The following is a 26,207-nucleotide window of genomic DNA, read 5'->3' on the forward strand; positions in this document are numbered from 1 at the left end:
TAATTGCTATCATTAGCATGGGTTGAATCGACGGCAACACAACCCGCAGCAATCCGCAGCAAGGCACGAGCGAGGCAAGGTGGTCCCCGGTCATGGGTGTCGGAATGGTCCTGGACATGGCGGTCTCGATGTTCCCCGACCGCACCGCCGTCGGATCGCGCGACGGCGGGATGACGTACGCCGAACTCGCCGCCGCGGCGGCGGGCGGGGCGTCGGTGATCCGTGAGGAGCGGGTCGGCCATGTCGTCTTCGTCGGCGTCAACGGCCCCGCGCTGCCTGTCGTGACCTTCGCCGCCGCACTCGCCGGCGTCCCGGTCGCGCCGCTGAACTACCGCTTGGCGGACGACCAACTGCGCGATCTGATCGGGCAGTTGGCGTCCCCGATCGTCGTCTGCGACCCCGCGTACCGCGCACGGCTGTCGGCCTGCGGCGTCCCGGTGACGGAGACCGACGAATTCGTCCGGCGCGCCCGGACCGCTCCCGCCCGGGACCTTCCCGAGGTCGGCGACGACGAGACCGCCGTGGTGCTGTTCACCAGCGGCACCACCTCCGCACCCAAGGGCGTCCTGCTGCGCCACGGCAACCTGGTGTCCTACCTGATCCGCACGGTCGAGTTCGGCTCGGCGGCGGAGGACGACGCGGCCCTGGTCAGCACCCCGCCGTACCACATCGCGGGCATGGGGGCCGTGCTCAGCAACGTCTACTCCGGACGCCGCATGGTGCACCTGCCCGACTTCACCCCGCAGGGCTGGCTCGACCTGGTCCGCACCGAAGGCGTGACCAGCGCGATGGTCGTCCCGACGATGCTCGCCCGCGTGACCGACCACCTCGACGGCACGCCGGCGGGCACCCCCGCGCTGCGCTCCCTCGCGTACGGCGGCTCCCGCATGCCCCTGCCGGTCCTGGAGCGGGCGCTCGCGGCCTTCCCGGACACCGGGTTCGTCAACGCGTACGGCCTGACCGAGACCAGCTCGACCATCGCCGTCCTGGGGCCCGACGAGCACCGCGAAGCCCTCGCGGACCCCGCGCTGCGCCCCCGCCTCGCCTCGGTCGGCCGCCTCGTCCCCGGCGTCGAGGGCCAGATCCGCGACGAGGAGGACCGCGTGCTGCCCGACGGCGAGGTCGGTCTGCTGTGGGTGCGCGGCGGCCAGGTCAGCGGCGAATACCTCAAGGAGGGCAGCATGCTGGACGACGGCGGTTGGTTCTCCACCCGCGACCTGGCCCGTTTCGAGGACGACTACCTCTACATCGGCGGCCGGGCCGACGACACCATCATCCGGGGCGGCGAGAACATCGCCCCCGCCGAGATCGAGGACGTCATCGCGGCGCGCGAGGACATCGGCGAGGTCTCGGTGGTCGGACGGCCCGACGACGAGTGGGGCGAGCGCATCGTCGCAGTGGTCGCGCCGAGGGGCGGCGCCCGCATCGACCCCGAGGAGCTGCGGACCTGGTGCCGCGAGCGGCTGCGCGGCTCACGGACACCCGACGAGGTCGTCGTCGTCGACGAACTGCCGAAGACCCCCACGGGAAAGGTCCTGCGCCGCGAGCTTGTGGCGGGGCTCACACCCGCCTGACCGTCGGCCGGCGCGGCACGGCCGCGCGATATCCATGCAGACTTCCACGAACAGAACAAACCGAACAAACCATGAGAGGACGGTGCGCCATGAGCGCCGACGAGACACCCGCGCAGGGCACCGAGGCGACCGCGGGCAGCCGCCTGCGCTGTGACGTCTGCGGGTCCGAGGCGATCGTGGTCACGGCCAAGGGATCGGCCCTGAGCTGCTGCGGAACCCCGCTGACGACCACCTTCCCCGGCGCGCGCTGAGCCCGTCGGCCGGACGGGCCCGGCACGGCCGAGGCGCCCACCCCGGCAGGCCAGGCGGACCCGGCACCCCGGCACCCCGGCACCCCGGACACAGCCGGCACACCCGTCACGCATGCCAGGCCTGGCACGCAGGACACAAGACACACCGCACACGACACGCAGCACAAGACACACCGCACAAGACACGCAGCACAGGACACGCAGCACAAGACACCACACACGGCACGGAACACGGAAACGGAGAACGGCCCATGAACCAGCTCGGCAAGCGCTACCGCTGCACCACCTGCGAGACCCAGATCATGTGCGTCAAGAAGGGCGAGGGCGCGTTCGTCTGCCACGACGCCCCGATGGAACTCATGACGGCGAAGCCGCTGCCGTCGTCCGACTGACGGCAGGCGTTGAGACGACTCCCCGTGCCGGCCCGAACTTCCGGCTGAGCCACCGCACCACAGAAAGCGGGACGACATGGACATCACCTATCCGCCCGAGGCGGAGGCGTACAGGGCGGGCATCCGCGCGTTCCTCACCGACAACCTCCCGGCCGACTGGGCCGGAATGGGTGCCCTGCACGGCGAGGAGCGGGAGGAGTTCCGCCGCGCCTGGCGGCGGATCCTCGCGGACAACGACCTGCTCGCCCCCTCGTGGCCGAAGGAGTACGGAGGCGGCGGCCTCTCGCACATCGAACAGGTCGTCCTCGCCGAGGAGTTGGCCCGTGCCGGCGCCCCCGAGGGCTTCGAGAACGACTCTTTGGGCATCAAGCTGCTCGGCAATACGCTGATCGTCTTCGGCACCGAGGAGCAGAAGTCGCACTTCCTGCCGCGCATCCTCTCCGGCGAACACGTGTGGTGCCAGGGCTACTCGGAGCCGGAGGCCGGCTCGGACCTCGCCGGCATGCGCACCCGGGCCGTCCTGGACGGCGACCACTGGGTACTCAACGGGCAGAAGACCTGGACCTCCTCCGGCACCGACGCCAACCGGATGTTCGTGATCGCGCGCACCGACCCCGGCGCCCCCAAGCACAAGGGCCTGTCCTTCCTGCTGCTGCCCATGGAACAGCCCGGTGTCGAGGTGCGGCCCATCGTCAACGCCGCCGGGTACGACGCGTTCAACGAGGTGTTCTTCACCGACGCGCGCCTCCCCAAGGAGAACGTCGTCGGCGAGGTCAACGGCGGCTGGCTCGTGGCCAACACCCTGCTCGGCTTCGAGCGCGGCGTCCGCGTCACCACCGACGCGATCCGCTACGCCGGCGAGTTGGAACTGCTCACCCAGCTCGCGCGCGAACGCGGACTGACCAAGGACAGCCACATCCGCGCCAAGCTCAGCTGGTGCCACTCGCGCGTCCAGCTCATCCGCTACCGCGGCTACCGGGCGCTGACCTCGTTCATGCAGGGCGCCCGCCCGGGCCCCGACGGCGCCATCAGCAAGCTGGTGTGGAGCGAGTACTTCCAGCGCTACACCGAACTGGCCGTCGAAATCCTCGGCCCGGACGCCCTGGCCCCCAGTGGCGACGGCAACGGCGCCGTCCTCGTCGTCCCGGAGAGCGGTACGGAGAACTCGTCGCGCCGCTGGGTCGACGCGATGCTGTACGCCCGCGCGGCCACGATCTACGGCGGCAGCGTCCAGATCCAGCGCAACATCATCGGCGAGCAACTGCTCGGGCTGCCGAAGGAGCCCCGGCTCGACTCGGGGCCGTTCGAGGAGATCGGACGCCTGCGGACCGCCTGACCGCGGCGCCCCCGCCCGCGCCGCCGCCCTGCCCCACCCACGCGGTCCCGCGGACGCACCACGCAATCCCACGAATGGACGACACATGTATTTCGCCTTCAGCCAGGAGCAGGAGGAATTCCGCGACTCGCTGCGCCGGCTCCTCACTAAACGCGCCCCCATGACGCGCGTCCGCGCCGTGGCCGCCGCCGACGACGGCTACGACGCGGAGACCTGGCGACTCCTGTGCCGCGACATGGGCCTGCCCGGCCTGCACATCGGCGAGGAGTACGGCGGCGGCGGGTTCAGCTACCTGGAGACCGCGGTCGCCCTGCAGGAACTCGGCCGGGCACTGACCCCCGTGCCGATGGCGGCCACCGCCTTCGCGTGCGAGGCGGTCCTGCGCCTCGGCACCCCCGAACAACGGCGGCGGCTGCTCCCGCCGCTGGCCCGCGGCGAGCGCCTGGGCGCGTTCGCGGTCGCCGGCCGCCGCGACCTCGAACCCGAGGCCGCCACCGTCAGGGCCGAGGCGGCCCCCGGCGCGGGAGCGGTCCTGCACGGCACCCGCGACATCGTCCTGCACGGAGACCCGGCCGATCTGCTCATCGTCCCGGCCGTCGCCGAGGCCGGCGGTCCGGTCCGGCTGTACGCGGTCGAGGCCGGCGATCCGCGGGTCACCGCCGAGCGCCAGGAATCGCTCGACCTCACCCGTCCGGTCGCCCGGGTGGCCTTCGACGGCGCACCGGCCGAACCGCTCGGCGGCGCGGAGGCACCCGCCGGGGCGCTCGACCGGGTCATCGACACCGCACGGACGCTCCTCGCCTTCGAAATGCTCGGCACGGCCGAGCGCTGCCTGGAGATGGCGGTCGACTACGCCAAGGTGCGCCATCAGTTCAACCGCCCGATCGGCTCGTTCCAGGCCATCAAGCACCGCTGCGCCGACATGGCCGTGGAACTGGACATGGCCTACGGCGCCGCGATGTACGCGGCCATGCTGGCCGGCGACGACACCGCCGACATCGGCGAACCGGCTCTGATAGCCAAGGCCCAGGCCGCCGAGGCGCTGCGGCTGTGCGCCGGGGGATCCATCCAGGTGCACGGCGGTATCGGGTTCACCTGGGAGCACGACGCGCACCTGTATTTCCGCCGGGCCAAGGCCGTCGAGGCGCTGTTCGGCAGCATCCACGAGCACCGCGCGCTGCTCGCGGACCGCATCGCGATCTGACCCGGCCGGGACGCGCACCGTTCCGCGTCGCCACCGTGCGGGCGCCGTCCGCACGAACCGGTCGGCGGCCCGTCCGAGCGGCCGTCTCCGGTGGCCGAATCCATAATATTTATGCGCATGAACTCTTGACGGTCTCGGCAATTCAGGCGAATGATTGGCATGTTCGGCGGGAATGCGCCCCGGGGCCGCGCTCCCGTGGTGCGCCCCGGGAGCGTCCCCCCGTGGTGCGGCGGCGAACGCCCGCCGCGCCGGACCCCGCGCGGCCGTCACGAACCCTCAGGCAAGGAGCGACATGAATCTCGCAGGTGCGTCCGTTCTCGTCACAGGTGGTGCGTCGGGCCTGGGCCTGGCGACCGCGCGCAAGCTCGGCGAGGCCGGGGCGCGTGTCGTGCTGGCGGACCTCCCGGCGTCGGCGGGCGCGACCGTCGCCGCGGAGTCCGGCGGCACGTTCCGCTTCGCGCCCTGCGACGTCACCGACCCCGAGCAGGTCGACGCCGCCCTGGACGCCGCGGAGGAACTGGGCCCGCTGCGCGTCGCGGTCAACTGCGCCGGCCGCGGGTCCGTGACCCGGCTGATCGACCGCCACGGCACCCCCGGCGACCTGGACACCTTCCGTGCCGTGGTCGACATCAACCTGGCCGGGACCTTCAACGTCTCCCGGCTCGCCGCGGCCCGCATGGCCGCCAACGAACCCGACGCGGGCGAGCGGGGCGTCATCGTGATGACGGCCTCGGCCGCCGCGTACGAGGGGCAGATCGGCCAGGCCGCGTACGCCGCGAGCAAGGCCGGCATCGTCGGCCTCACGCTCTGCGCCGCACGCGACCTCGCGGGACGGGCGATCCGCGTGTGCACCGTCGCACCCGGTCTGTTCGACACCCCGCTGCTCGGCCGCCTCAGCGACGACGTGCGCGACTCCCTCGCCAAGTCCGTGCCGCACCCGGCCCGGCTCGGCACCCCCGAGGAGTTCGCGCGCCTGGTGCTGAGCATCGTCGACAACCCGATGCTCAACGGCGAAACGATCCGCCTCGACGGCGCGATCCGCATGGCGCCCCGCTAGCCCCGCCCGCCCCGCCGAACTCCCGCCCCGCGCCCACCCGTTCGATGACCTACGGAGAGCCATGACCGACGCCGTGCAGGTGACCGTCGACGCGAACATCGCGGTGATCAGCCTCAACCGGCCCGAGGCACGCAACGCCGCGGACCTCCCGATGGCCCGCGGCGTCGCCGAGGCGCTGCGGGACCTCGACGCCCGCGACGACCTCGCGGTCGGCGTGCTCACCGGGGCCGGCGGCACCTTCTGCGCGGGCATGGACCTCAAGGCCTTCCTCGCCGGCGAACTGCCGATGATCCCGGGCCGGGGCTTCCTCGGACTGGTCGAGGCGCCCCCGGCCAAACCGCTGATCGCGGCCGTCGAGGGCTGGGCGCTCGCGGGCGGCTGCGAGGCCGTCCTCGCCGCGGACCTGGTCGTCGCGGCGCGCACCGCCAGGTTCGGCCTCCCCGAGGTCAAGCGCGGCCTGATCGCCGCCGCGGGCGGCCTGGTCCGGCTGCCGCGGGCGATCCCGCCCGCCATGGCGATGGAACTGCTCCTGACCGGCGACACGTTCGACGCCGAGCGGGCCCACACCCTCGGCCTGGTCAACCGCCTCACCGAGGAGGGCGGCGCCCTGCGGGGCGCCCTCGAACTCGCCCGCACCATCGCCGCGAACGGACCGCTGGCGGTACGCGCCACCAAGCAGGTCGTCCGCGAGAGCCGCGACTGGCCGGACAGCGAGGTGTTCGACCGCCAGCGGGCCGTCGTCCGCCCGGTCTTCGACTCCGAGGACGCCCAGGAGGGCGCCCGCGCGTTCGCCGAGCGCCGCGCCCCCGTATGGCGGGGCCGCTGACATGTCCCGCGTACCCCCGCGCGCCTCCCGCGCCCACCCGAGCCCCACACCCGCGCGCCGCCCGCCGGCCCGCGCCCCCGAGACAGGAGAACCCCCATGCGCGACGCCGTGATCGTCGACGCCGTCCGGACGGCGGTGGGCAAGCGCGACGGCGCCCTCAGGGACTGGCACCCGGTCGATCTGTCGGCCGAGGTCCTGACAGCGCTCGTCCGGCGCACCGGCATCGACCCCGGCGTCGTCGAGGACGTCGTCTGGGGCTGCGTCACGCAGTCCGGCGAACAGGCCGGCAACGTCGCCCGCTACGCCGCCCTGGCCGCGGGCCTCCCCGAGACCGTCCCCGGCACCACCGTCGACCGGGCCTGCGGCTCGTCGCAGCAGTCGGTCGAGTTCGCCGCGGCCTCGGTGATCGCCGGGCACCGCGACGTGGCCGTCGCCGGCGGGGTCGAGTCGATGACCAGGGTCCCGATGGGCGCCGCGCGCCAGGCCGGCCCCGGCAAGGCGTTCGGCCCCAGGGTCTTCGCGCGCTACGGCCGCGAGGGGTTCAGCCAGGGGGAAGGCGCCGAGATCCTGGCCGACCGGTGGTCGCTCACCCGCGAGCAGGTCGACGCGTACGCGCTGCGCTCGCACGCCCGCGCCGCGTCGGCCGCCGACTCCGGGGCGTTCGCGGGCGAGATCGTCCCCGTCGAGGTCACCGGCGACGACGGCCGCCCGCGGGTGTTCGACACCGACGAGGGCATCCGCCGCGGCGGCACCCCGGAGAGCCTGGGCCGGCTCAGGACCGTGTTCCGGCCCGACGGCGTGGTCACGGCCGGCAACTCCTCGCAGATCTCCGACGGTGCCGCGGCCCTGCTGATCACGACCTCGGCCAAGGCCGCCGAGCTGGGCCTGACCCCGATCGCCCGGATCCGCGCCGCGGCGACGGTCGGCGTCGACCCGGTCTCCATGCTCACCGGCCCGATCCCGGCGACCCGCGAGGCCTTGGCCAAGGCCGGGCTGACCGTCGCGGACATCGGGGCCTTCGAGGTCAACGAGGCCTTCGCGAGTGTGCCGCTGGCGTGGCTCGCCGAACTCGGCGCCGACCCCGAGCGGGTCAACCCGCTGGGCGGCGCCATCGCGCTGGGCCACCCGCTCGGCGCCTCGGGAGCGCGCATCATGACCACCCTCGTGCACCACATGCGGGCGCACGGCATCCGCTACGGGCTCCAGACGATGTGCGAGGCGGCCGGCATGGCCAACGCCACCGTGCTCGAACTCGCCGACGCCTGACCGCCCCCCGCACCACCGATCTACGGAGCTGACATGGACGCCGACGAGTTCTCGGCCACCCTCGACACGGTTCGCCGGTTCGTCCGCAAGGCCGTCGTCCCCGCCGAGGAGGCCATCGAGGAGACCGACGACATCCCCGCGGACCTCAAGCGCAAGGCCGCCGCGATGGGCCTGTTCGGGTACGCGCTGCCCGAGGAGTACGGCGGCCTGGGCCTGAACGCCACCGAAGACGCCCGGCTCGCCATGGAGTTCGGGTACACCGCCCCGGCGTTCCGCTCGATGTTCGGCACCAACAACGGCATCGCGGGCCAGGTCCTGGTCAACTTCGGCACCGAGGAGCAGAAGAGCAGGTACCTGCCCGGACTGGCCGCGGGCGAGACCGTCGCCTCGTTCGCGCTGACCGAGGCCGAGGCCGGGTCCGACCCCAGCGGCCTGCGCACCCGCGCGGTCCGCGAGGGAGACGACTACCTGATCACCGGTCAGAAGCGCTTCATCACCAACGCCGACCGCGCCGACCTGCTGATGGTCTTCGCCCGCACCGACGCCGCCGCGACCGGCACCCGGGGCATCTCCGTCTTCGCCGTCGACGCCCGCGCGCCCGGCGTCACCATTGGGCCGAAGGACGCCAAGATGGGCCAGCGCGGCTCAACCACGTCGGAGGTCTTCCTCGACGAGGTCCGCGTCCCGGCGGGCGACCTGATCGGCGGCGTCGAGGGCGAGGGCTTCGCCGCCGCGATGCGCTCGCTGTCCAAGGGGCGCCTGCACATCGCGGCGCTGTGCGTCGGCATGGCCCGGCGGCTGCTGGACGAGAGCGTCGCGCACGCCAAGGCCACCCGCCAGGGCGGCACCCCGATCGCGGACTTCCAACTGGTCCAGGCCATGCTCGCGGAGTCGCAGACCGAGATGGCCGCGGGCCGAGCGATGGTCCTGGAGGCGGCCCGCGCGTACGACAACGGCACCGACCGCAGGCTGGCGCCCTCGTGCGCCAAGCTGTTCTGCAGCGAGATGGTCGGCCGCGTCGCCGACCGCGCGGTGCAGATCCACGGCGGCATGGGCTACATGCGCAGCGTCGCCGTCGAGCGCTTCTACCGCGACGTCCGCCTCTACCGCATCTACGAGGGCACCAGCGAGATCCAGAAGCTGGTCATCGCCAAGCAGGTGCTCAAGGAGGCCGCGTGACGGCCCGCGCGGCGGAGGCCGGGACGCGCGCGCTGCCGCTCGCGGGCATGCGCGTCGTCGAGATATCGGCGTACGTCGCGACGCCGCTGGCCGGACTGACCCTGGCCCAGCTCGGCGCGGACGTGATCCGTGTCGAGCCGGTCGGCGGCCAGGCCGACCGGACCCGCATGCCGGTGTCCGCGGACACCGGGGCCAGCATGTACTGGGCGGGCCTCAACAAGGGCAAGCGCACGATCGAGGTCGACTTCCGCTCCGCCGAGGGCCGCGCGCTCGTCGCCGGGCTCGTGGCCGCGTCGGGGGAGCGCGGCGGCATCGTGATCAGCAACACCACGCGCTTCCCCGACCTCGGGTACGAGGAACTGTCCCGCGTACGGCCCGACGTGATCCACGTCCAGCTCGTCGGGCGCGGCGACGGCGGCACCGCGGTCGACTACACCGTGCAGGCCGCCGCCGGGCTGCACGCGGTCACCGGACCGGAGGGCACCAGCGGGCCCGTGAACGACGTGATGCCGTTCTGGGACGTGGCCTGCGGGCTCTACCTCACCACCGGCCTGCTCGCCGCCGAGCGCCACCGGCTGCTCACCGGCGAGGGCCAGAGCGTCCGCGTCGCGCTGCGCGACGTCGCGATGAGCACCCTGGGCAACCTCGGCTTCCTCGCCGAGGCGCAGCTCGACCCGCGCCCGCGCCCCCGGGCCGGGAACTACGTCTACGGGATGTTCGGACGGGACTTCACCACCGGCGACGGCCACACGCTCATGGTGGTGGTGCTCACCACCCGGCACTGGAACGAGCTGGTCGAGGTCACCGGAACCGCGCCCGCCGTGGCGGCGCTGGCGGAGTCCGCGGGCGCGGACTTCACCCGCGAAGACGACCGCTACCGGCACCGCGAGGCGCTGGCGGCGCTGATCGCCGACTGGTTCGTCACCCGCTCCCGGAGCGAGGTGCTGGCGGCGCTCGGCCGCACGAGCGTGCTGTGGGAGGAGTACCGCACCTTCGCCGACCTCGCCGCCGACAACGCCCGCGCGCTGGCCGAGGACCCGTTGTTCGCGCGCCTCGACCAACCGGGCGTCGGACCCCACTACGCGCCCGGCTCGCCACTGCGGATGCACGGGCACCAGGCCCCGCCCCGGCCCGCTCCCGGCGTGGGGGAGCACACCGGCGAAGTCCTCGCCGAACTCCTGGGCTGCGCCCCGGGACGCCTGGCCGAGTTGCGCGGCCGGGGCGTGGTCGGGCCATGACGGACACGAGACGGAGAGCCATGAAGCTGTTGCAGGACCGCACCGCCGTCATCACCGGCGGTGCGCAGGGAATCGGATTCGCGATAGCCGAGGCGTTCGTGGCGCACGGCGCCCGCGTCGTCCTCGGCGACCTGGACGCCGCCGCGCTGGACGCGGCGGCGGCGAGGCTCGGCGGCGAGGCGGTCGCGCGTACGGCGGTGTGCGACGTACGCGACGCCGACCAGGTGCGGCGCATGCTGCGCGGCGCGGTGGACGCGTTCGGCAGCCTCGACGTGATGGTCAACAACGCCGGCATCACCCGCGACGCCACCCTGCGCAATATGACCGAAGAGCAGTTCGACCAGGTGATCGACGTGCACCTGAAGGGCTGCTGGAACGGCACCCGGCTGGCCGGGGCGATCATGCGCGAGCAGGGCTCCGGGTCGATCGTGAACCTTTCGTCGCTGTCCGGGAAGGCCGGTATGGTCGGCCAGACCAACTATTCGGCCGCGAAGGCCGGGATCGTCGGACTTTCGAAGGCCGCCGCCAAGGAGCTGGCCCGCCACGGGGTGCGGGTCAACTGCATCCAGCCGGGCCTGATCCGCACGCCCATGACCGAGGCCATGCCGGCGAAGGCCTGGGACCAGAAGATGGCCGAGATCCCGCTCGGCCGCGCCGGGGAGCCGGCGGAGGTCGCGGGTGCCGCGGTGTTCCTGGCCGGCGACCTGTCGAGCTACATGACCGGGACGGCGCTGGAGGTCACCGGGGGGCGGTTGATGTGACCGCGCTCATCGGTGTCCCGGCCGACCGCCGACCCGCCGCGGCGCGCCGTCCGGCCGGGCCGGCAAACGCGACTCGGGTCGCGGCAGGAGCGAACGGAATCGCGACGGGAGTCGCGGCAGGAGAGGGAGGCCCCCATGCGTGACGCGGTCGTCTGCGAGCCGGTGCGCACCCCGATCGGCCGCTTCGGCGGCGTGCTGAAGAGCCTGTCGGCGGCCGAACTCGGCGTCGCCGCGCTGCGCGGGCTGATCGAGCGCACCGGGATCGCCCCGGATGTGATCGACGACGTCGTGCTCGGCCACTGCAACGCCAACAGCGAGGCGCCGGCCATCGGCCGCGTGGTCGCCCTGGACGCGGGCCTGCCGGTCACCGTCCCGGGCATGCACGTCGACCGCCGCTGCGGCTCCGGCCTGCAGGCGGTGCTCCAGGCCGCCATGCAAGTGCAGACCGGCATGGCCGAGGTCGTCGTCGCCGGCGGCACCGAGAGCATGAGCAACGCCGCCTTCTACACGACCGGGATACGCTGGGGCGCCGAGGGGGCGTCGGTCGTCCTCCACGACGGACTCGCCCGCGCCCGTGCCACCGCCGGGGGCCGGAACCACCCGGTGCCCGGCGGGATGCTGGAGACAGCCGAGAACCTGCGCCGCGAGTACGCGATATCGCGCGAGGAGCAGGACGACCTGGCGCTGACCTCGCACCGGCGGGCCGTCGCGGCCCAGGAGTCCGGTGTCCTGGCCGAGGAGATCGTCCCGGTCGTGGTGCGTACCAGGAAGGGTGAGGAGACTGTCGCGCTCGACGAGCATCCTCGCCCCGACGCGTCGGCGGAGTCGCTGGCGAGGCTCCGCCCGATCCTGCTTAACGGCGATCCCGAGGCGACGGTGACCGCGGGCAACGCCAGCGGCCAGAACGACGCGGCGGCGATGTGCGTCGTCACCACCCGGGAGCGGGCCGAGCGGCTGGGGCTGCGTCCCCTGGTCCGCCTGGTGTCCTGGGGGCTGGCCGGGGTGCGGCCGGACGTCATGGGCATCGGGCCGGTGCCCGCCACCGCCGCGGCCCTGGAGCGGGCCGGGCTGGGACTGGCCGACATGGACGTCATCGAACTGAACGAGGCGTTCGCCGCGCAGGCCCTGGCGGTCATGCGCGCGTGGGAGTTCGGCGCGGACGACCAGGCGCGTACCAACATCCACGGCTCGGGGATCTCCCTGGGCCACCCGGTGGGCGCGACCGGCGTGCGCATGCTGGGCTCCCTCGCGCGCGAGCTGCATCGGCGCGAGGCGCGGTACGGCCTGGAGACGATGTGCATCGGCGGCGGCCAGGGTCTCGCGGCGGTCTTCGAACGCGTCGTCTGACGCCGTCGGGCCGTCCGGGCGACCGCGGGGCCGCCGCGGTGCGCCGCGCGGACCACCCGGCGGGCCGGGCGTCGTCGGCGCGGCCGGGGCGTTCCGGGGGCGTGCGGCGCGGCGTCCGGAAAGCCCTGATACGGGAATCCTCCGGAACCGTTGACCGGCCCTAATTCATGACTATGATATTTCCAAGTTCATGCGCATCATATTCATATTCGACGAGTGAGGAGGAGCCGTGCGTGCTCTCTGGGTTCGGTCTTCGATAGCGGCGGCTGCGGCATTCTCGCTCGCCGCGTGCGCGGGCGGGGCCGGCTCCTCCGGGTCCGGCGGGCCCAACGGGATCCGCGTGCTGGTCACCCCCGGAACGGTGTGGAGCGTCCCGCTCCAGGCCGCGAAGGACCAGGGCTACTTCGACCAGGCCGGCGTCAACGTCTCGGTCGACGAGGTCTCCGGCGGCATGGGGGCGTCCCAGCTGCTGGCCAGCAACTCCGAGGAGTTCGGCGTCGCCTCGCCCTCGCAGGCGCTGGCGGCGATCCAGGGCGGCCAGGACATGGTTGTCGGATGCGGTGCCAACACCGCCACCCCCACGTCCCTGGTCGCCCCGAAGGGCAGCTCGCTCCCCTCGGTGGCCTCCGGGGCCTCGCCCGAGGACGTGCTGCGCGCGCTCAAGGGCAAGTCCATCGGCATCCCCGCCGCGGTGGGCACCGGAACGGCCAACCTCATGGCCAAGACGCTGGCGGGCGCCGGGCTCAAGGACGGCGACTACACCCTCGTGAACATCGGCACCGGCGCGGCGGCCCAGGCCGCCATCATCTCCAAGCGCGTCGACGCCGCCATGGCGGTCACGCCGACCGTGGAGCCCATGATCACCGACGGCGTGGCCACCGAACTGGTGGAACTCTCGGAGACCGTCCCGGACTACCAGCTCATCGGCGCGGTCTGGGTCGCCAAGAGTTCGTGGGTGAAGTCCCACCAGGAGGCCGCGGCCGGCTTCTGCAAGGCGATCGGGCAGGCGTACGCCTACCTGCAGGACCCCGCCAACGCCGACGCGGTCGACAAGCTCGTGTCCAAGGCCGTCGGCTCCAACGTGTCCGACGAGGCGGTCGACGCCATCCGCGCGAACTTCACGGTGCTGACCGCCGAGGTCCCGCGCGAGTCGATGGACAAGACCATCGCGACGCTCACCGACATCGGCGTCCTGAAGGCCGACCCGGCGGTGACGTACGACCAGGCGGTCCAGATCGCCAAGTGATCCCCCGGGACGCCGGTCGCCGCGCCCCGGCGACCGGCACCCGCCGGGACCGCGAACCTCCGGACCGCCCGCCGCCTCCCGCGGCCGGCGGTCCGGCCTCGGAGCGCACAGCCCCCGTACGACAGCTCCGCACCGCCCGAGGCGGCGCAGCACGAGCACCACAACGAAGGTGGTCGAGACGATGACCCATCCAGACGGCCCCCGGCCCGCCGGAAAGGCGCCGGCCGAGCAGGCCTCGCGGGCCGGCACGGCGGCCGAGCCCTCCCCCGTGTGGTCCGCGGCGCCCGCGGACGGAGTCCTGTTGAGCTACCGCGACGTCGAACAGACCTTCGCGGTGCGCGAAGGCCGTGCCTCCCGGCAGGTCACCGCGCTGACCGACGTCTCGTTCGACGTGCCCGCGGGCCAGTTCATCGCCATCGTGGGGGCCAGCGGCTGCGGCAAGACCACCCTGCTCAACATGGCGGCCGGCCTGGTCACGCCCACCGGCGGCTCGGTGACGCTGGGCGGTCGCCGGCCGTCCTGCCCCAACTACGACCTCGGCTACATGTTCGCCCGCGACGCGCTGCTGCCGTGGCGGTCCGCGCGGCACAACGTCGAGCTGCCCTTGGAGGCACGCGGCGTCCCGCGCCCGGAACGCCGCAAGAAGGCGGACGAGATGCTGGCCGCCGTCGGACTGGCCGGCCGCGAGAGCCAGTTCCCGGCGCAGTTGTCCCAGGGCATGCGCCAGCGCGTGGCCCTGGCCCGCACCCTCGCGGCCGACCCGCGCCTGCTGCTGATGGACGAGCCCTTCGCGGCCCTCGACGCGCGCACGCGCCTGCACATGCAGAGCGAGTTCCTGCGCATCTGGGAGCAGGACCGCGAGAACGGCGGCGACCGCACGGTCTTCCTGGTGACACACGACCTCCAGGAGGCGGCCCTCATGGCGGACCGCATCATCGTCATGCTCCCCAGCCCCGGGCGCATCGCCCAGGACATGATGATCGACCTGCCGCGCCCCCGCGCGCACCTGGTCGACGACATGATCTTCACCGAACGGTTCCGCGAGATTCAGCACGAGCTGTTCGCCCGGCTGGAAGGCGCCGTCGCCCCCGCGACCGCATCCGCCGGCTGACCGGCCCGTCGAATTCCCGCCCTTCGGCCGTCCCGTATGGAGAGACCCTTGACCACGCAGACTCAGGCCCCGCCCGCGCGGGGCACGGCGGCGCCCGCCACCGCCCCGGCCCGGGCCTCTCGCCGCCCCCTCGCCGATTCCCGCCTCATCGTCATCGCGACGCAGCTCGTGCTGCTCGTCGGCTTCCTGTCGCTGTGGGAGGCCGCCGCCCGCAACCGCTGGGTCGACCCGCTGTTCACCAGCAGACCGAGTGCGATCTGGTCGGCACTGATCGACTACCTCGGTTCGGACCAGGCGTCCACGTCGATCCGCGCGACGGCGACGGCGGTGCTGGAGTCGTTCGCCATCGGCTCCGCGCTGGGCATCCTCGTCGGCCTCATCCTCGGCTCGTCGCCGTTCCTCGACCGGGTGATCAGCCCGTTCCTCGTCCCGCTCAACGCGGTGCCGCGGATCGCGCTGGCCCCGCTGTTCGTCGCGTGGTTCGGGCTCACCAACCTGTCAAAGGTGGTGCTCGGGGTCTCGGTCGTGTTCTTCATCCTGGTGGAGAACGCGCGCTCGGCGGTCAAGGGCGTCGACCGCGACCAGCTCACCATGGCCCGCGTCGTCGGCCTGCGCGGGTGGCGGATGCTCACCAAGGTGGTCCTGCCGTCGGCCGTCCCCACGATCTTCGCGGGGCTCCGCCTCGGCATCACGTACGCGATCCTCGGCGTCATCGGCAGCGAGATGATCGCCGCCAAGGACGGCCTGGGCCAGGACGTGGTCCGGTACAGCTCCGAACTCCACATCGACTTCGTCTTCGCGGTGCTCATCGTCCTCGTGGTTCTCGCGACCGTGACGAGCTGGATCTTCGGTCTGCTGGAACGACGCCTGCTCCGCTGGCAGCGCTGATCCCACCGGGACGGGGGCGCGGGACGACTTCGCCGGGCTCGGGTGGGCGCCGCAGCGCGGGCCGGGATCGCGGTGTCCGTCGCTCCCGGCCTCCGCGGGGGCTCGGCGCCCAGCGCGCCGCGGCGGACGGCGAGGGCGAGGCACCGCCCGCCGAACAGCCGAACACCGGTTTTCGGGCTCGCCCCCGCGCGCCGTCCTCCGCGATCCCCGGGCCGGCCGACGTCCGTGGTGCGCGCTCGGACACGGCGGCGCGCCCGTGCCGGTCAGGTGTACAGCGTGGCCGCGCGGCGGGTGGCGTCGGCGAGGCGGGCGCGGAATTCGGGCGGGTGCAGGACCTCGGCCTCCGGGCCGAGGCGGAGGAGTTCGAAGTAGCCGATGTCCCAGGTCTCCAGGGGCAGCGTGACGGTGACCCAGCCGTCGGCGTCCGGAGGGCCCGCGGTGGCCAGGGCGTCGGAGGCGGCCGTCGGCTCCAGCAGGACGGGCAGGTATTCGACCGCGAGCGGACTCAGGCGTACGACGGCGTGCTCGTGCAGCATCGCGCGGGCGAACTCCCGTGCCGCCGTGGCCCAGTAGTCCGCGAGGTCGAACCGCGGGTCGCGCTCGAAGCGTTCGTCGCCGGCCTCGGCGGTCCGGAAGCGGTCGACACGGTACGAGCCGATGCGGCCGGAGGCGCTGCGCGCGGCGACGTACCACTGCCCGGCTTTCAGGACGAGGCCGTAGGGTTCCAGGCGCCGGTCCCGGACCCCGCCGCGCGCGGCGTAGCGGGCGTGGAGGACGCGGTCCTCCCACACGGCGCGCGAGATCTCGGCGAGCAGCGGCGGGGTCTCGGTGTCGCGGAACCACGCGGGCGCGTCGAGGTGGAACCGCTGCGTGGCGGCGGCGGGGGTGTCGCCGAGGACGGCGGCGACCTTGAGCCGCGCGGCGAGGGCCTGCCCGGCCAGCCCCATGTCGCGCAGCGGGCCCGGGAGTCCGGCCAGGTGCAGGACGGCGGCCTCCGCCGGTTCCAGGCCGGTGAGGCGGGTGCGGTAGCCGTCGACCAGGCGGTAGCCGCCGCGGCGGCCTCGTTCGGCGTAGACGGGTACTCCCGCCTCGACCAGGGCGGCGATGTCGCGTTGGACGGTCCGCTCGGACACCTCCAACTCGGCGGCCAGCTCGGTCGCGGTCATGGTGTGCCGCGTCTGGAGCAGCAACAGCAGCGCGATCGCCCGGCTCGCCCGCATGCCGCTCCTTCCGCCTCCGCCTGTCGCCGTCGTGCGCCCCGCCCGTGTTCGTCCGGTCGGGGCGCCCGCTGTTCCGCCGCGCCTCGGCGGGCTCTCCGGCGGTGCGGGGACCGCCCGGCACCCATTCTCCCGGGTCGGCGCCGCGGCCGTGCCCCGGTCCCGGAGAGCCATACGGAGTCCGCGGGGTGGTCACGCGCCCCGTGTCGGCCCCGGCACCGCCGGGGCCGACAGGCGCGAGTCCGGTGCGAGCGGTCACGCCCCGTCCGCGTCGCCTCCGAGCTTGGACGGGTCGGCGGCGAACACGGTCATCCACTGCGGCCGGAGCCGGAAGTAGACCACGTCCTTGTTCCAGTCGAAGGCGTTGTCGCCGTAGAAGTCCCGCAGGTACGCGAGGAGTTCGGGCCAACCGTCGGCCGGCTCGTCGTCCGGCGGGTTGAGGGTCTCGGCGGAGCCGTGGGTGAACACGCCCAACTCCTCGCCACGCATGTACGCGGCGCTCGCGGCGGGCCGGGCCGCGAGGTGCCGGGCCTTGGCGGCGGTACGGGCGGTGCCGAAATGCCATGCGCCGTGCAGGAAGTGCCCGTCCACGCCGCTGATCCGCGGCTCGCCCGCCGCCGTCACGGTGGACAGCGCGAGCGTGCACATGCCGGTCAGCGTCCGGGTGAGCTGTTCGGCGGTGAGTGTGCGTTCGGTGCTGATGATCGACCGCAGGTGGTTCGTGGAGCGGGCGAGCGAGCTGTCGAGGAGGTTTTGGAGGCGGTGGAGTTCGTCGGGTGTCTCGCGCATGGGGTTCCTGGTTCCTTGGTCTTCGTCGTCTCCGGCCCGTGTCTCCGCGGAACCGGCCGGCGACACCACCTTGCCCGCAAAACCCGACATCTTCCGTCGTGTTTTCCGCCGGGAATCCGCGCGGCCCGCACAGGCGCGCACGGGCGCCCGCGGGTGGTGCAACCTCCGTGGTGCCGTCGGGCGTCTGACAGGAGCCACCACGCCCAGGGCGAGCAGCCGCGCTCGGGCGTTCACCCGCGCAAGCGCCGCCACCGCCGGACTCGGCCTGGAGAAAGCGCCACGGCGCGGCGGGCCGGGGGAGGTCGCGTCGTCGTGCCGCGCCCTGGACGCGGCCGGGCGGAACACCCGGAAAAGAATCATGGGAAGCGCACTGGGAAGGTTTCCTGCCTTTTGCTACCTTCACGTGACCCGGGGGCCGGGAGCGTCGGCCGCCGGGTGATTCGGGTCAGCACGGCCGAGCCAGGGGGGCTCGCCGGGTCCCCGCGCACCGCACCGCCGAGGTCGGCCGTCCCCGTGCCTAACCGGCGGCGACGCCGTTCCCGACCGCCCGACGCGTCCCCGGCGGCCCGAACGTGACCACGGAACCGGAAGCCGCGATCGGCCTTCCGGTCGCACCGCACGCACGACGCCCCACCGGCAAGGCGTTTCGCACCGATACCGGCAACGAGCACTGTCGCCTGTCCCTTCCACAGTGAGGACCGTCGCATGAGTGACACCGCCGTGCACGAATCCGGTTCGAACGAGGTATCCCGGCGCGGCTTCGTCCGCGGCGCCGGCGCCCTGCTGGGGGCCGCGGCCCTGGCGGGGCCGATCGCCGTGCCGCGCGCACACGCGGCCCCTTCGGCCGCGGCGATCCCCGACGGCGCGCACGTCCCGGCCCTGGTGGTGGGCACCGGCTACGGCGGTTCGGTGACCGCGCTCCGCCTCGCCCAGGCGGGAGTCGACGTCCACATGATCGAAATGGGCATGGCCTGGGACACCCCGGGCTCGGACGGCAGGATCTTCGCCGGCACCACGAGCCCCGACAGCCGCTCGTACTGGCTGCGCACGCGGACGAAACAGCCGCTGAGCAACTTCCTCGGCTTCCCGATCGACAAGGACATCGCGCGGTACACGGGCATCCTCGACGCGGAGGACTTCAGCGGCATCACCGTCTACCAGGGTCGCGGACTCGGCGGCGGGTCCCTGGTCAACGGCGGCATGGCGGTCACCCCGCGCCGCGAGAACTTCGGCGCGATCCTGCCCTCGGTGAACGCCGCCGAGATGTACGCCACCTACTACCCCCGGGCCAACGCCGAACTGGGCGTCACGGAGGTCGACCGCACCTGGTGGGAGAACGCCGCCTGCTACCAGTACGCGCGCGTGGGCCGCAAGCATGCCGAGCGGTCCGGCTTCCCGTTCGTATTCGTCCCGAACGTCTACGACTGGGACTACATGAAGCAGGAGGCCGCCGGCGCGGTGCCCAAGTCGGCGCTGGCGGGGGAGGTGCTGTACGGCAACAACTACGGCAAGAAGTCGCTGCAGAAGACCTACATCCCCCGCATCAAGGCGACCGGCCGCGTCACGATCTCCACGCTGCACAAGGTCACTTCGGTCCGACCGGCACCCACCGGTGGTTACACCGTGGCGATCGACCAGATCGACACCGGCGGCGCCACCGTGGCCGGGAAGACCGTGGTCGCCGACCGCGTCTTCTTCGCGGCCGGAAGCGTCGGCACCACCAAGCTGCTGGTCATGCTGAAGGCGACCGGCGCGCTGCCGAACCTCAACGACGAGGTCGGCAAGGGCTGGGGTGACAACGGCAACGTCATGTGCGGCCGGGCCAACCACCTGTGGGACCCGACCGGTTCGCTGCAGTCGTCGATGCCGACGGCCGGCATCGACAACTGGGCGGCGGGCGGCGCGTTCGCCGAAGTCGCGCCGCTGCCGACCGGCATCGAGACGTACGCGTCCTTCTACCTGTCGATCACCAAGAACCCCAACCGGGCCCAGTTCACGTGGAACGCCTCGGCGGGACGGGTCGACCTCAACTGGCAGGCCTCCTGGAAGCAGCCGTCGATCGACATGGCCAAGACCATCTTCGACAAGATCAACGCGAAGGAGGGGACGATCTACCGCACCGACCTGTTCGGGGTCTACAAGATCTGGGGCGACCACCTCACGTACCACCCGCTCGGCGGTGCGGTGCTCGACAAGGCCACCGACAACTACGGTCGCCTGCGCGGGTATTCGGGCCTGTACGTGACGGACGGTGCGCTGATCCCGGGCAACACCAGCGTCAACCCGTTCGTCACCATCACGGCACTGGCCGAACGGAACATCGACAACGTCATCGCGAACGACCTCTGAGCCACGGACGATTCGCCGGGCGACGTGCCCGGGCCGACTCTTCCGGGCTCCGAGGCCGCAGCGCGGTGACGGTCCCGACCGCGGCCCGGCACGTCGCTCCGCCGTGCGTCGCCCCTGCCCTGCCCACCGTTCGCGCATCTCACGCCGAGACGACGGGCCGACGCGCGCGCAGTCGCGGGGCGAGGGCCGCGGTCACGGCGAGCGACGCGGCTGCCGCGGTGGCCATGGCCGTCGCGGGGGTGGTGAGTTCGGCGATGGTGCCGGCGGTGAGGGCACCGATGCCCTGCAGGGCGAGCATGCCGGAGGAATGCAGGCCCAGGGCCTGGCCGGTCAGTTCCTCCGGGGTGAGCTCCAACAGGCGTTCCTGGAGGAGGAGTCCGGCCGCGTAGCCGAGGGACGCGAGCGTGACCGCGGCCAGTGCCGCGAAGAGCGGCGGTGCGAGGGCGAACAGCAGATAGGGGGCGGCGAGGAGGAGCCGCAGGGGAGCGCCGAGGCGTTCGCGCCAACGCCGGGACAGGAAGCGTCCGGCGAGTGTGTCGCCGGCGAGCATGCCGGCGGCGGCGCACGCGAAGAACAGGCCCGCGTGGTCGGAGTCGTAGGAGACGTACAGGGATTCGCAGCCCACGACAAGGCCGTTGGGCACCCACAGGGCCAGGTAGACGCCGCGGCGGGGCGCGGACGACCACAGGCGGGCGTTGACGCGCAGGGTGGCGGCGGCCGAGGGGCGGCCGGTGGCGCGGGGCCGCCGGTCGGTGAGCCGGAGGCGGGCGACGATTGCCGCGGCCGTGGAGAGGGCCGCGGCGGCGAGCAGCGCGCCGCGCGGCTGCAGCAGGGCGACGAGGACGCCGCCGAGGGCGAAGCCCACGATCTGCACGACGCCGACGGCCATGTTGAGGACGGAACGGCCCAGCAGATAGCCGTCCTTCGCCAGGATCTCGTGGAGGAGGCCGTACCGGATTCCCCCGGCCACGGAGGCGATCAGCCCCTCCACGCCGAGGATCGCGAAGATCGCCCACACCGGCATCCCCGGTAGGGCCGACACGGCCGTCGTCGCCGCCAGGCCCGCGGCGATGCCGGTCGTCGCGGCGCGCGGACGGACCCGGTCCGCGGCCGACAGCAGGGTGAGCGCGCCGACGACCTGGGCGAGGGAGGGGCCGAACATCGCGAGCGCCGAGAGCAGCGGCGAACCCGTGGCGGAATGGACCAGGATGCCCAGGGCGAGCCCGCTCACGGTGGAGGCGGCCACCGACAGCCCGGCGGTGGCGAACAGCGGCGTGAACTCGGGAGTGCGGAAGAGTTCTCGATACGTGCGCATGACGCGGAGTCTCCGAGGAACCGCCGTGCGGGCGTTAATGTTTCGCGGGGAGGCGAAACCATGGGGCTGTGGCTGCTCGACGTCGACACCCTGGCACGCGGTCGGTTCGTGATCTCGCCGCTGGCGGAGACCGTCGCGAGCCTGCTCGACCTGGAGCGGCCGACGGCCTGTCATCCGGCGCAGGCGACGTGGATCGCGGCCCATCTGCCCGCCTACCGCGAGCGGTTGGCCCGGAACCCGGTCGCGGCGGCCGTGGTACGGGCCGGGTTCCGCCCCACCTGGATCGCCGACTACCTCGTCCCGGCGCCGTCGGGGGACGACACCCCTGACGTGGACGAGGAGCTGCGTCGCGTCCGGGCGACCCCGCCGGCGACCGCTCGCGCCGACCTGGCCACCGCCCTGGGAGGCGGCCCGCTCCCCGACGTGCTGCGCCGCGACGACGTCCCCGCGCACTCGGCCGCGCTGCTGCGCTGGGTGTGGACCCGGGCGGTGCTGCCGGACTGGGACCGGCGACGGCGCGTCCTGGAAGCCGACGTCGTCGCCCGCACGCGGCAGTTGAGCGACGGTGGCTGGGCCGCGGCCCTCGACGGCCTGCACCCCCACTCCCATTGGCTCGGCGACGGACGGCTCCAGGTCAACACACACGACAATCCACCCCGCTCCCTCCACGGCGCGCACCTGCTGTTCGTCCCGGTCACGCGGCACAGCGGTTGGGTGGCGGGGGCCCAATCCGACCGGTACGCCCTGGTGTACCCGTGCACCGGCGCGCTGGCCGGTCACGCGGACCGCCCGGCACACCGGGCCCTGCACGCCCTGCTCGGCCCGCGGCGCGCCCGCATCCTCACGCTGCTGGGCACCCCCAAGAGCACCACCCACCTGGTGGCGCTGACCGGCTCGGCGCTGGGCTCGGTGGGAGGACACCTGAAGGTGCTGCTGGACGCGGGCCTGGTCCGGCGGGGCCGCGCGGGGCGCTCGGTGCTGTACTACCGCAGCGACACCGGCGACGCCCTGGTCGAGGCCGCGCACCACGGCAGGACGGACGGTGGGTCGGTCGGCAGCGGCGCGGTGTGACGCCGGGTCGAACGGAGGCCCGCGGCCATGCGCCGGGTGACCGGTTCGCCGATCCACGCCGCCACGTCCTGGGCCGGAAAGCGGACGGGCCGCGAGCGGCACCGTCCCGACCGCCGCCGCGTGGGCGGGCTTATGCTTGATCGGTGCCGGTGGGACTTCGCAGCGCTCAGAGGTGGGGGGTGTGCCCGCCTCGACCGTGTGCTCGGCGCCGGGGCGCCGACGCCGCGACCGGCGGATCGGCGGTGAGTCGTGAGTCGCCCTGACCGGCGGCGTCGCCGCACCTCCCGCGGAGTCGGCGAACTCCCCGGCAGGGGAAGCGGTTTGCTCCGGGCTCTGGAACACGCGGCGCCCGGTGCGGTCGCGGCCCGCGCGACCGACCGGCTCGCGTACGCCCACGACGCCTCGCACTATCTGCTGGTCCCCGAGGCCGTCGTCACTCCGCGCGGCGCCGCGCAGGTCGCCGAACTCCTGCGCGTGAGTGCCGCGTACGGCGTTCCGCTCACGTTCCGCTCGGGCGGCACCAGCCTCTCCGGGCAGGCGACGAACGACGGCGTCCTGGTCGACACCCGCCGCAACTTCCGCGCCGTCGAACCACTCGACGACGGGATGCGGGTGCGCGTCCAACCCGGTGCCACCGTCCGTGCCGTCAACGCCCGACTCGCCCGCCACGGGCGGAAGTTGGGCCCCGACCCGGCCAGCGAGATCGCCTGCACGATCGGCGGCGTCGTCGCGAACAACTCCAGCGGCATGGCCTGCGGCACAGAGGCCAACACGTACCGCACGCTGGAATCCGCCGTCCTGGTGCTGCCGAGCGGCACGGTGATCGACACCGGAGCCCGCGACGCCGACGACCGGCTGCGCGCCCTCGAACCCCGCATCCACGCCGGGCTCGTCCGCCTGCGCGACCGGGTGCGCGGCAATCCCGCCTCGGTCGCCACGATCCGCCGCCTGTACGCGCTCAAGAACACCATGGGCTACGGGGTCAATTCGTTCCTCGACCACACCCGCCCGGTGGACATCCTCACGCACCTGGTGATCGGCAGCGAAGGAACCCTGGCCTTCGTCGCGGAGGCCACCTTCCGTACGGTCCCGGCCCACCCGCACACGGTGACCGGCCTGCTGCTGTTCCCCGACCTCGCGGCGGCCACCGGCGTGCTGCCCGACCTGGTCGCGGCGGGCTTCGCCGCGGTCGAACTCCTCGACGCCACAAGCCTCCGCGTCGCCCAACGCGATCCGAAGGCCGCCGGCGACCTGCTGTCGCACGCCGTCCGCGACCATGCCGCACTGCTGGTCGAACACCGGCAACCGACCGTCGAAGCCCTCGACGACCGCATCGCCGCGACGACCGCGCTGATGCGCGAACTCCCGCTGGCGGCACCCGGCGTGCTCACCGCCGACACCGCCGCGCAGGCCGCACTCTGGCACATCCGCAAAGGCCTGTTCACCGCCGTCGCGGGAGCCCGGCCCTCCGGAACGACCGCGCTGCTGGAGGACATCGCCGTCCCCGTCGACCGGCTGCTCGCCACCTGCACCGACCTCACCGGCCTGTTCGACCGGCACGGCTACACCGAGAGTGTGATCTTCGGCCACGCCAAGGACGGCAACGTCCACTTCCTGGTCAACGAGCACTTCGACCGGCCCGAACTCCTCGTCCGATACCAGGAGTTCACCGACGAGCTGGTCGATCTCGTCCTGGGCCACGGCGGCACGCTCAAAGCCGAGCACGGCACCGGCCGGATCATGGCGCCGTACGTCCGGCGCCAATACGGCGACGAACTCCACGCCGTCATGCGGGAGATCAAGCACCTCATCGACCCCCGCGGGCTCCTCAACCCCGGCGTCCTGATCAGCGACGACCCCGACATCCACCTCCACCACCTCAAGTCGACCCCCACCGTGGAGAGCGAGGTCGACCGCTGCGTGGAGTGCGGCTACTGCGAACCCGTCTGCCCCAGCCGTGACGTGACCACCACCCCGCGCCAACGCATCGTGCTGCGCCGGGAAATCGCGCGCGCCCGCGACGCCGGAGACGCCGCACTGCTCGCCCGCCTGGAACACGACTACCGCTACGACGCCGTCGACACCTGCGCGGTCGACGGCATGTGCCGCACCGCCTGCCCCGTCCACATCGACACCGGCGACCTCACCCGCCGCCTGCGCGCCGCACACACCGGACCCACCACGCGGACGGCATGGGCAACGGCCGCGCGGCACTGGGACGGCACCACCCGGGCGGCGGCAGGCGCGCTGAACGCCGCCCGGGCCACGCCCGCCGCCCTGCCCCGAGCCGCGGGTGCCGCCGGACGCGCACTGTTCGGCGCGGACACGGTTCCGGCCTGGTCACCCGAACTGCCGCGCGGCGGAACCCGACGGCAGCCGCGCCCGGTGAGACACCCCGAGGCGGTGTACTTCCCCGCCTGCCTCTCCACGATGTTCGGACCCGCCGGACCCGCCGGACCCGCCGGACCCGCCGGACCCGCCGGACCCGCCGGACCCGACACCGGCCTCGGGGTCCGCGACGCCTTCCTCGCCCTGTGCGAGCGGGCCGGGATCGAGATCCGCGTACCGGACCGGATCGCCTCGCTCTGCTGCGGCACGCCGTGGACGTCGAAAGGCCTCACCGACGGCTACACGGCCATGCGCGACCACACCGTCCCGATCCTCCAACGCGCCACGGACGGCGGCGCGTTGCCCGTCGTGGTCGACGCCGCGTCCTGCACCGAAGGCCTCGCGCGCATGCTCGCCGAGCACGGCATCACCGTCACCGACGCGATCGCGTTCACCGACACCACGATCCTGCCGCGCCTGCCCGCCTCCCGACGCCTCCCCACCCTCGTCGTCCACCCCACATGCGCGTCCACCCAACTCGGCCTGAACCCGGCCCTCGTGCGCGTGGCCTCGGCCGTGGCCGAGACGGTCGTCGAACCCGACGACTGGAACTGCTGCGCCTTCGCGGGCGACCGCGGTCTTCTGCACCCGGAACTCACCGCGTCCGCGACCGCCGCGGAGGCCGAGGCCGTCCAGCGCACCGAGGCGTCCGCGTACGCCTCCGTCAACCGCACCTGCGAACTCGGCATGACACGAGCGACCGGCCGCCCCTACCGACACCTTCTCGAACTACTCGAAGAGACAACCCGCCCCACCTCCTCCACCCCGACCCCCGCCCCTTGACCACGAGGACAGGGACGCACCGAGCCCTGCCGCATGCGGCATACGGCAGGGCTCGGGGTGGTGTGGTCGGGTCAGTGGGCGAGGTGGTGTGCCAGTTGGTTCCAGCTCGAATCGAAGCCCAAGTGCGCGCCCTCGCCCCGCAGTTGCTCGGGGACATCGGTCTGATGCAGCGTCAGGCGGGTCCGACCGGCGCCCAGGTCGGTGAAGGTCAGCTCCTGCCTCATGGCGTCGCCGGGCACATGGAACGCCAGCTTCTCCGGCTCGACGACGTCCAGGTAGACGCCGTTGAACGGCATCCTCATGTCGCCCATGACCATGGTCAGTTCGCAGCGCCCACCCGGGCGGGGCTCCAACGTGACACTCTCGCGCGGGACGGACAGCCCTTCGGGCGCGAAGAACCGCACGATCTGGTCCGGGTCGGTGTACGCGGCGAACACCTTCTCGCGCGGCGCGTCGAACTCGCGGACGAAGGTGACCGAGCCGTCGCCGTGGTCGGTCATCGTGGTCGCGAGCGGGGTGGTGCCGGTCATGTCGGGCTCCTCGGGGTCTCGTGGTGTGCGGTGCTTTCGAGGAGGTAGACCGGGCGCGGCGGCGGAACTCATCGCCGCCGCCGAAGGAA

General features: G+C 73.1%; 22 protein-coding genes. 18 read left to right on the plus strand and 4 right to left on the minus strand.

All coding sequences use genetic code 11. From position 1 onward, the window contains the following. Positions 1–92: 92 nt before the first annotated feature. The 15 genes from LO772_RS33330 (at position 93) to LO772_RS33400 (ending at position 15,676) form a co-directional block, all read left to right on the plus strand. A complete protein-coding gene (locus LO772_RS33330) occupies positions 93–1,574 on the plus strand; it encodes a class I adenylate-forming enzyme family protein (protein ID WP_231775758.1) in 1,482 nt (493 codons plus the stop codon). Between the two features lie 89 nt (positions 1,575–1,663). Continuing rightward, positions 1,664–1,825: a hypothetical protein gene (locus tag LO772_RS33335; RefSeq protein WP_231775759.1), complete on the plus strand. Its 162-nt coding sequence runs from the start codon at positions 1,664–1,666 to the stop codon at positions 1,823–1,825. Between the two features lie 251 nt (positions 1,826–2,076). Then, positions 2,077–2,217 (plus strand): hypothetical protein, encoded by a 141-nt coding sequence (locus tag LO772_RS33340; RefSeq protein ID WP_231775760.1) that lies wholly within the window; start codon positions 2,077–2,079, stop codon positions 2,215–2,217. 76 nt (positions 2,218–2,293) lie between these two features. Then, entirely contained in the window at positions 2,294–3,553 is a 1,260-nt protein-coding gene (locus LO772_RS33345; RefSeq protein ID WP_231775761.1) for an acyl-CoA dehydrogenase, read from the plus strand. Positions 3,554–3,638: 85 nt separating this feature from the next. Continuing rightward, complete coding sequence (locus LO772_RS33350; RefSeq protein WP_231775762.1) at positions 3,639–4,757, plus strand: acyl-CoA dehydrogenase family protein; 1,119 nt, start codon at positions 3,639–3,641, stop codon at positions 4,755–4,757. 292 nt (positions 4,758–5,049) lie between these two features. Continuing rightward, a complete protein-coding gene (locus LO772_RS33355) occupies positions 5,050–5,814 on the plus strand; it encodes an SDR family NAD(P)-dependent oxidoreductase (protein ID WP_231775763.1) in 765 nt (254 codons plus the stop codon). A gap of 61 nt (positions 5,815–5,875) precedes the next feature. After that, positions 5,876–6,640: a crotonase/enoyl-CoA hydratase family protein gene (locus LO772_RS33360; RefSeq protein WP_231775764.1), complete on the plus strand. Its 765-nt coding sequence runs from the start codon at positions 5,876–5,878 to the stop codon at positions 6,638–6,640. Positions 6,641–6,736: 96 nt separating this feature from the next. Continuing rightward, positions 6,737–7,906: a thiolase family protein gene (locus LO772_RS33365; RefSeq protein ID WP_231775765.1), complete on the plus strand. Its 1,170-nt coding sequence runs from the start codon at positions 6,737–6,739 to the stop codon at positions 7,904–7,906. A 33-nt stretch (positions 7,907–7,939) separates the two neighbouring features. Then, positions 7,940–9,085, plus strand: a complete 1,146-nt coding sequence (locus tag LO772_RS33370) for an acyl-CoA dehydrogenase family protein (protein WP_231775766.1) — start codon at positions 7,940–7,942, stop codon at positions 9,083–9,085. Further along, a complete protein-coding gene (locus LO772_RS33375; RefSeq protein ID WP_231775767.1) occupies positions 9,082–10,323 on the plus strand; it encodes a CoA transferase in 1,242 nt (413 codons plus the stop codon). Before LO772_RS33370 ends, LO772_RS33375 begins: the two co-directional genes overlap by 4 nt. A 20-nt stretch (positions 10,324–10,343) precedes the next feature. Continuing rightward, positions 10,344–11,084: a 3-oxoacyl-ACP reductase FabG gene (gene fabG / locus LO772_RS33380; RefSeq protein WP_231775768.1), complete on the plus strand. Its 741-nt coding sequence runs from the start codon at positions 10,344–10,346 to the stop codon at positions 11,082–11,084. Between the two features lie 135 nt (positions 11,085–11,219). Beyond that, positions 11,220–12,431, plus strand: a complete 1,212-nt coding sequence (locus LO772_RS33385) for an acetyl-CoA C-acetyltransferase (protein WP_231775769.1) — start codon at positions 11,220–11,222, stop codon at positions 12,429–12,431. Positions 12,432–12,660: 229 nt separating this feature from the next. Further along, on the plus strand, positions 12,661–13,677 hold the full coding sequence (locus LO772_RS33390; RefSeq protein ID WP_231775770.1) for an ABC transporter substrate-binding protein: 1,017 nt from the start codon (positions 12,661–12,663) through the stop codon (positions 13,675–13,677). Between the two features lie 181 nt (positions 13,678–13,858). Then, entirely contained in the window at positions 13,859–14,788 is a 930-nt protein-coding gene (locus LO772_RS33395; RefSeq protein WP_231775771.1) for an ABC transporter ATP-binding protein, read from the plus strand. 48 nt (positions 14,789–14,836) lie between these two features. Continuing rightward, positions 14,837–15,676: an ABC transporter permease gene (locus LO772_RS33400; protein ID WP_231775772.1), complete on the plus strand. Its 840-nt coding sequence runs from the start codon at positions 14,837–14,839 to the stop codon at positions 15,674–15,676. 263 nt (positions 15,677–15,939) lie between these two features. Here the strand turns inward: LO772_RS33400 and LO772_RS33405 are convergent, their stop codons facing one another. Continuing rightward, positions 15,940–16,896, minus strand: a complete 957-nt coding sequence (locus LO772_RS33405; RefSeq protein ID WP_231775773.1) for a helix-turn-helix transcriptional regulator — start codon at positions 16,894–16,896, stop codon at positions 15,940–15,942. Between the two features lie 252 nt (positions 16,897–17,148). Continuing rightward, positions 17,149–17,682 carry a pyridoxamine 5'-phosphate oxidase family protein gene (locus LO772_RS33410; RefSeq protein WP_231775774.1) on the minus strand — a complete coding sequence of 178 codons (534 nt, stop codon included), beginning with the start codon at positions 17,680–17,682 and terminating at the stop codon, positions 17,149–17,151. 705 nt (positions 17,683–18,387) lie between these two features. On the opposite strand from LO772_RS33410, the gene LO772_RS33415 reads away from it, so the two are divergent. Beyond that, positions 18,388–20,031 carry a GMC oxidoreductase gene (locus LO772_RS33415; RefSeq protein ID WP_231775775.1) on the plus strand — a complete coding sequence of 548 codons (1,644 nt, stop codon included), beginning with the start codon at positions 18,388–18,390 and terminating at the stop codon, positions 20,029–20,031. A gap of 139 nt (positions 20,032–20,170) precedes the next feature. On the opposite strand, the gene LO772_RS33420 is transcribed toward LO772_RS33415, so the two are convergent. Next, complete coding sequence (locus LO772_RS33420; protein ID WP_231775776.1) at positions 20,171–21,346, minus strand: MFS transporter; 1,176 nt, start codon at positions 21,344–21,346, stop codon at positions 20,171–20,173. A 60-nt stretch (positions 21,347–21,406) separates the two neighbouring features. On the opposite strand from LO772_RS33420, the gene LO772_RS33425 reads away from it, so the two are divergent. Beyond that, complete coding sequence (locus LO772_RS33425; RefSeq protein ID WP_231775777.1) at positions 21,407–22,417, plus strand: ArsR/SmtB family transcription factor; 1,011 nt, start codon at positions 21,407–21,409, stop codon at positions 22,415–22,417. A 321-nt stretch (positions 22,418–22,738) separates the two neighbouring features. Continuing rightward, the gene (locus LO772_RS33430; RefSeq protein WP_231775778.1) at positions 22,739–25,588 is read left to right on the plus strand and encodes an FAD-binding and (Fe-S)-binding domain-containing protein; all 2,850 of its coding nucleotides are present in this window, start codon (positions 22,739–22,741) and stop codon (positions 25,586–25,588) included. Positions 25,589–25,659: 71 nt separating this feature from the next. Here the strand turns inward: LO772_RS33430 and LO772_RS33435 are convergent, their stop codons facing one another. Beyond that, a complete protein-coding gene (locus tag LO772_RS33435; protein WP_231775779.1) occupies positions 25,660–26,118 on the minus strand; it encodes an SRPBCC family protein in 459 nt (152 codons plus the stop codon). Between the last annotated feature and the right edge of the window lie 89 nt (positions 26,119–26,207).

It is taken from the genome of Yinghuangia sp. ASG 101, assembly GCF_021165735.1.
Classification (GTDB): domain Bacteria; phylum Actinomycetota; class Actinomycetes; order Streptomycetales; family Streptomycetaceae; genus Yinghuangia.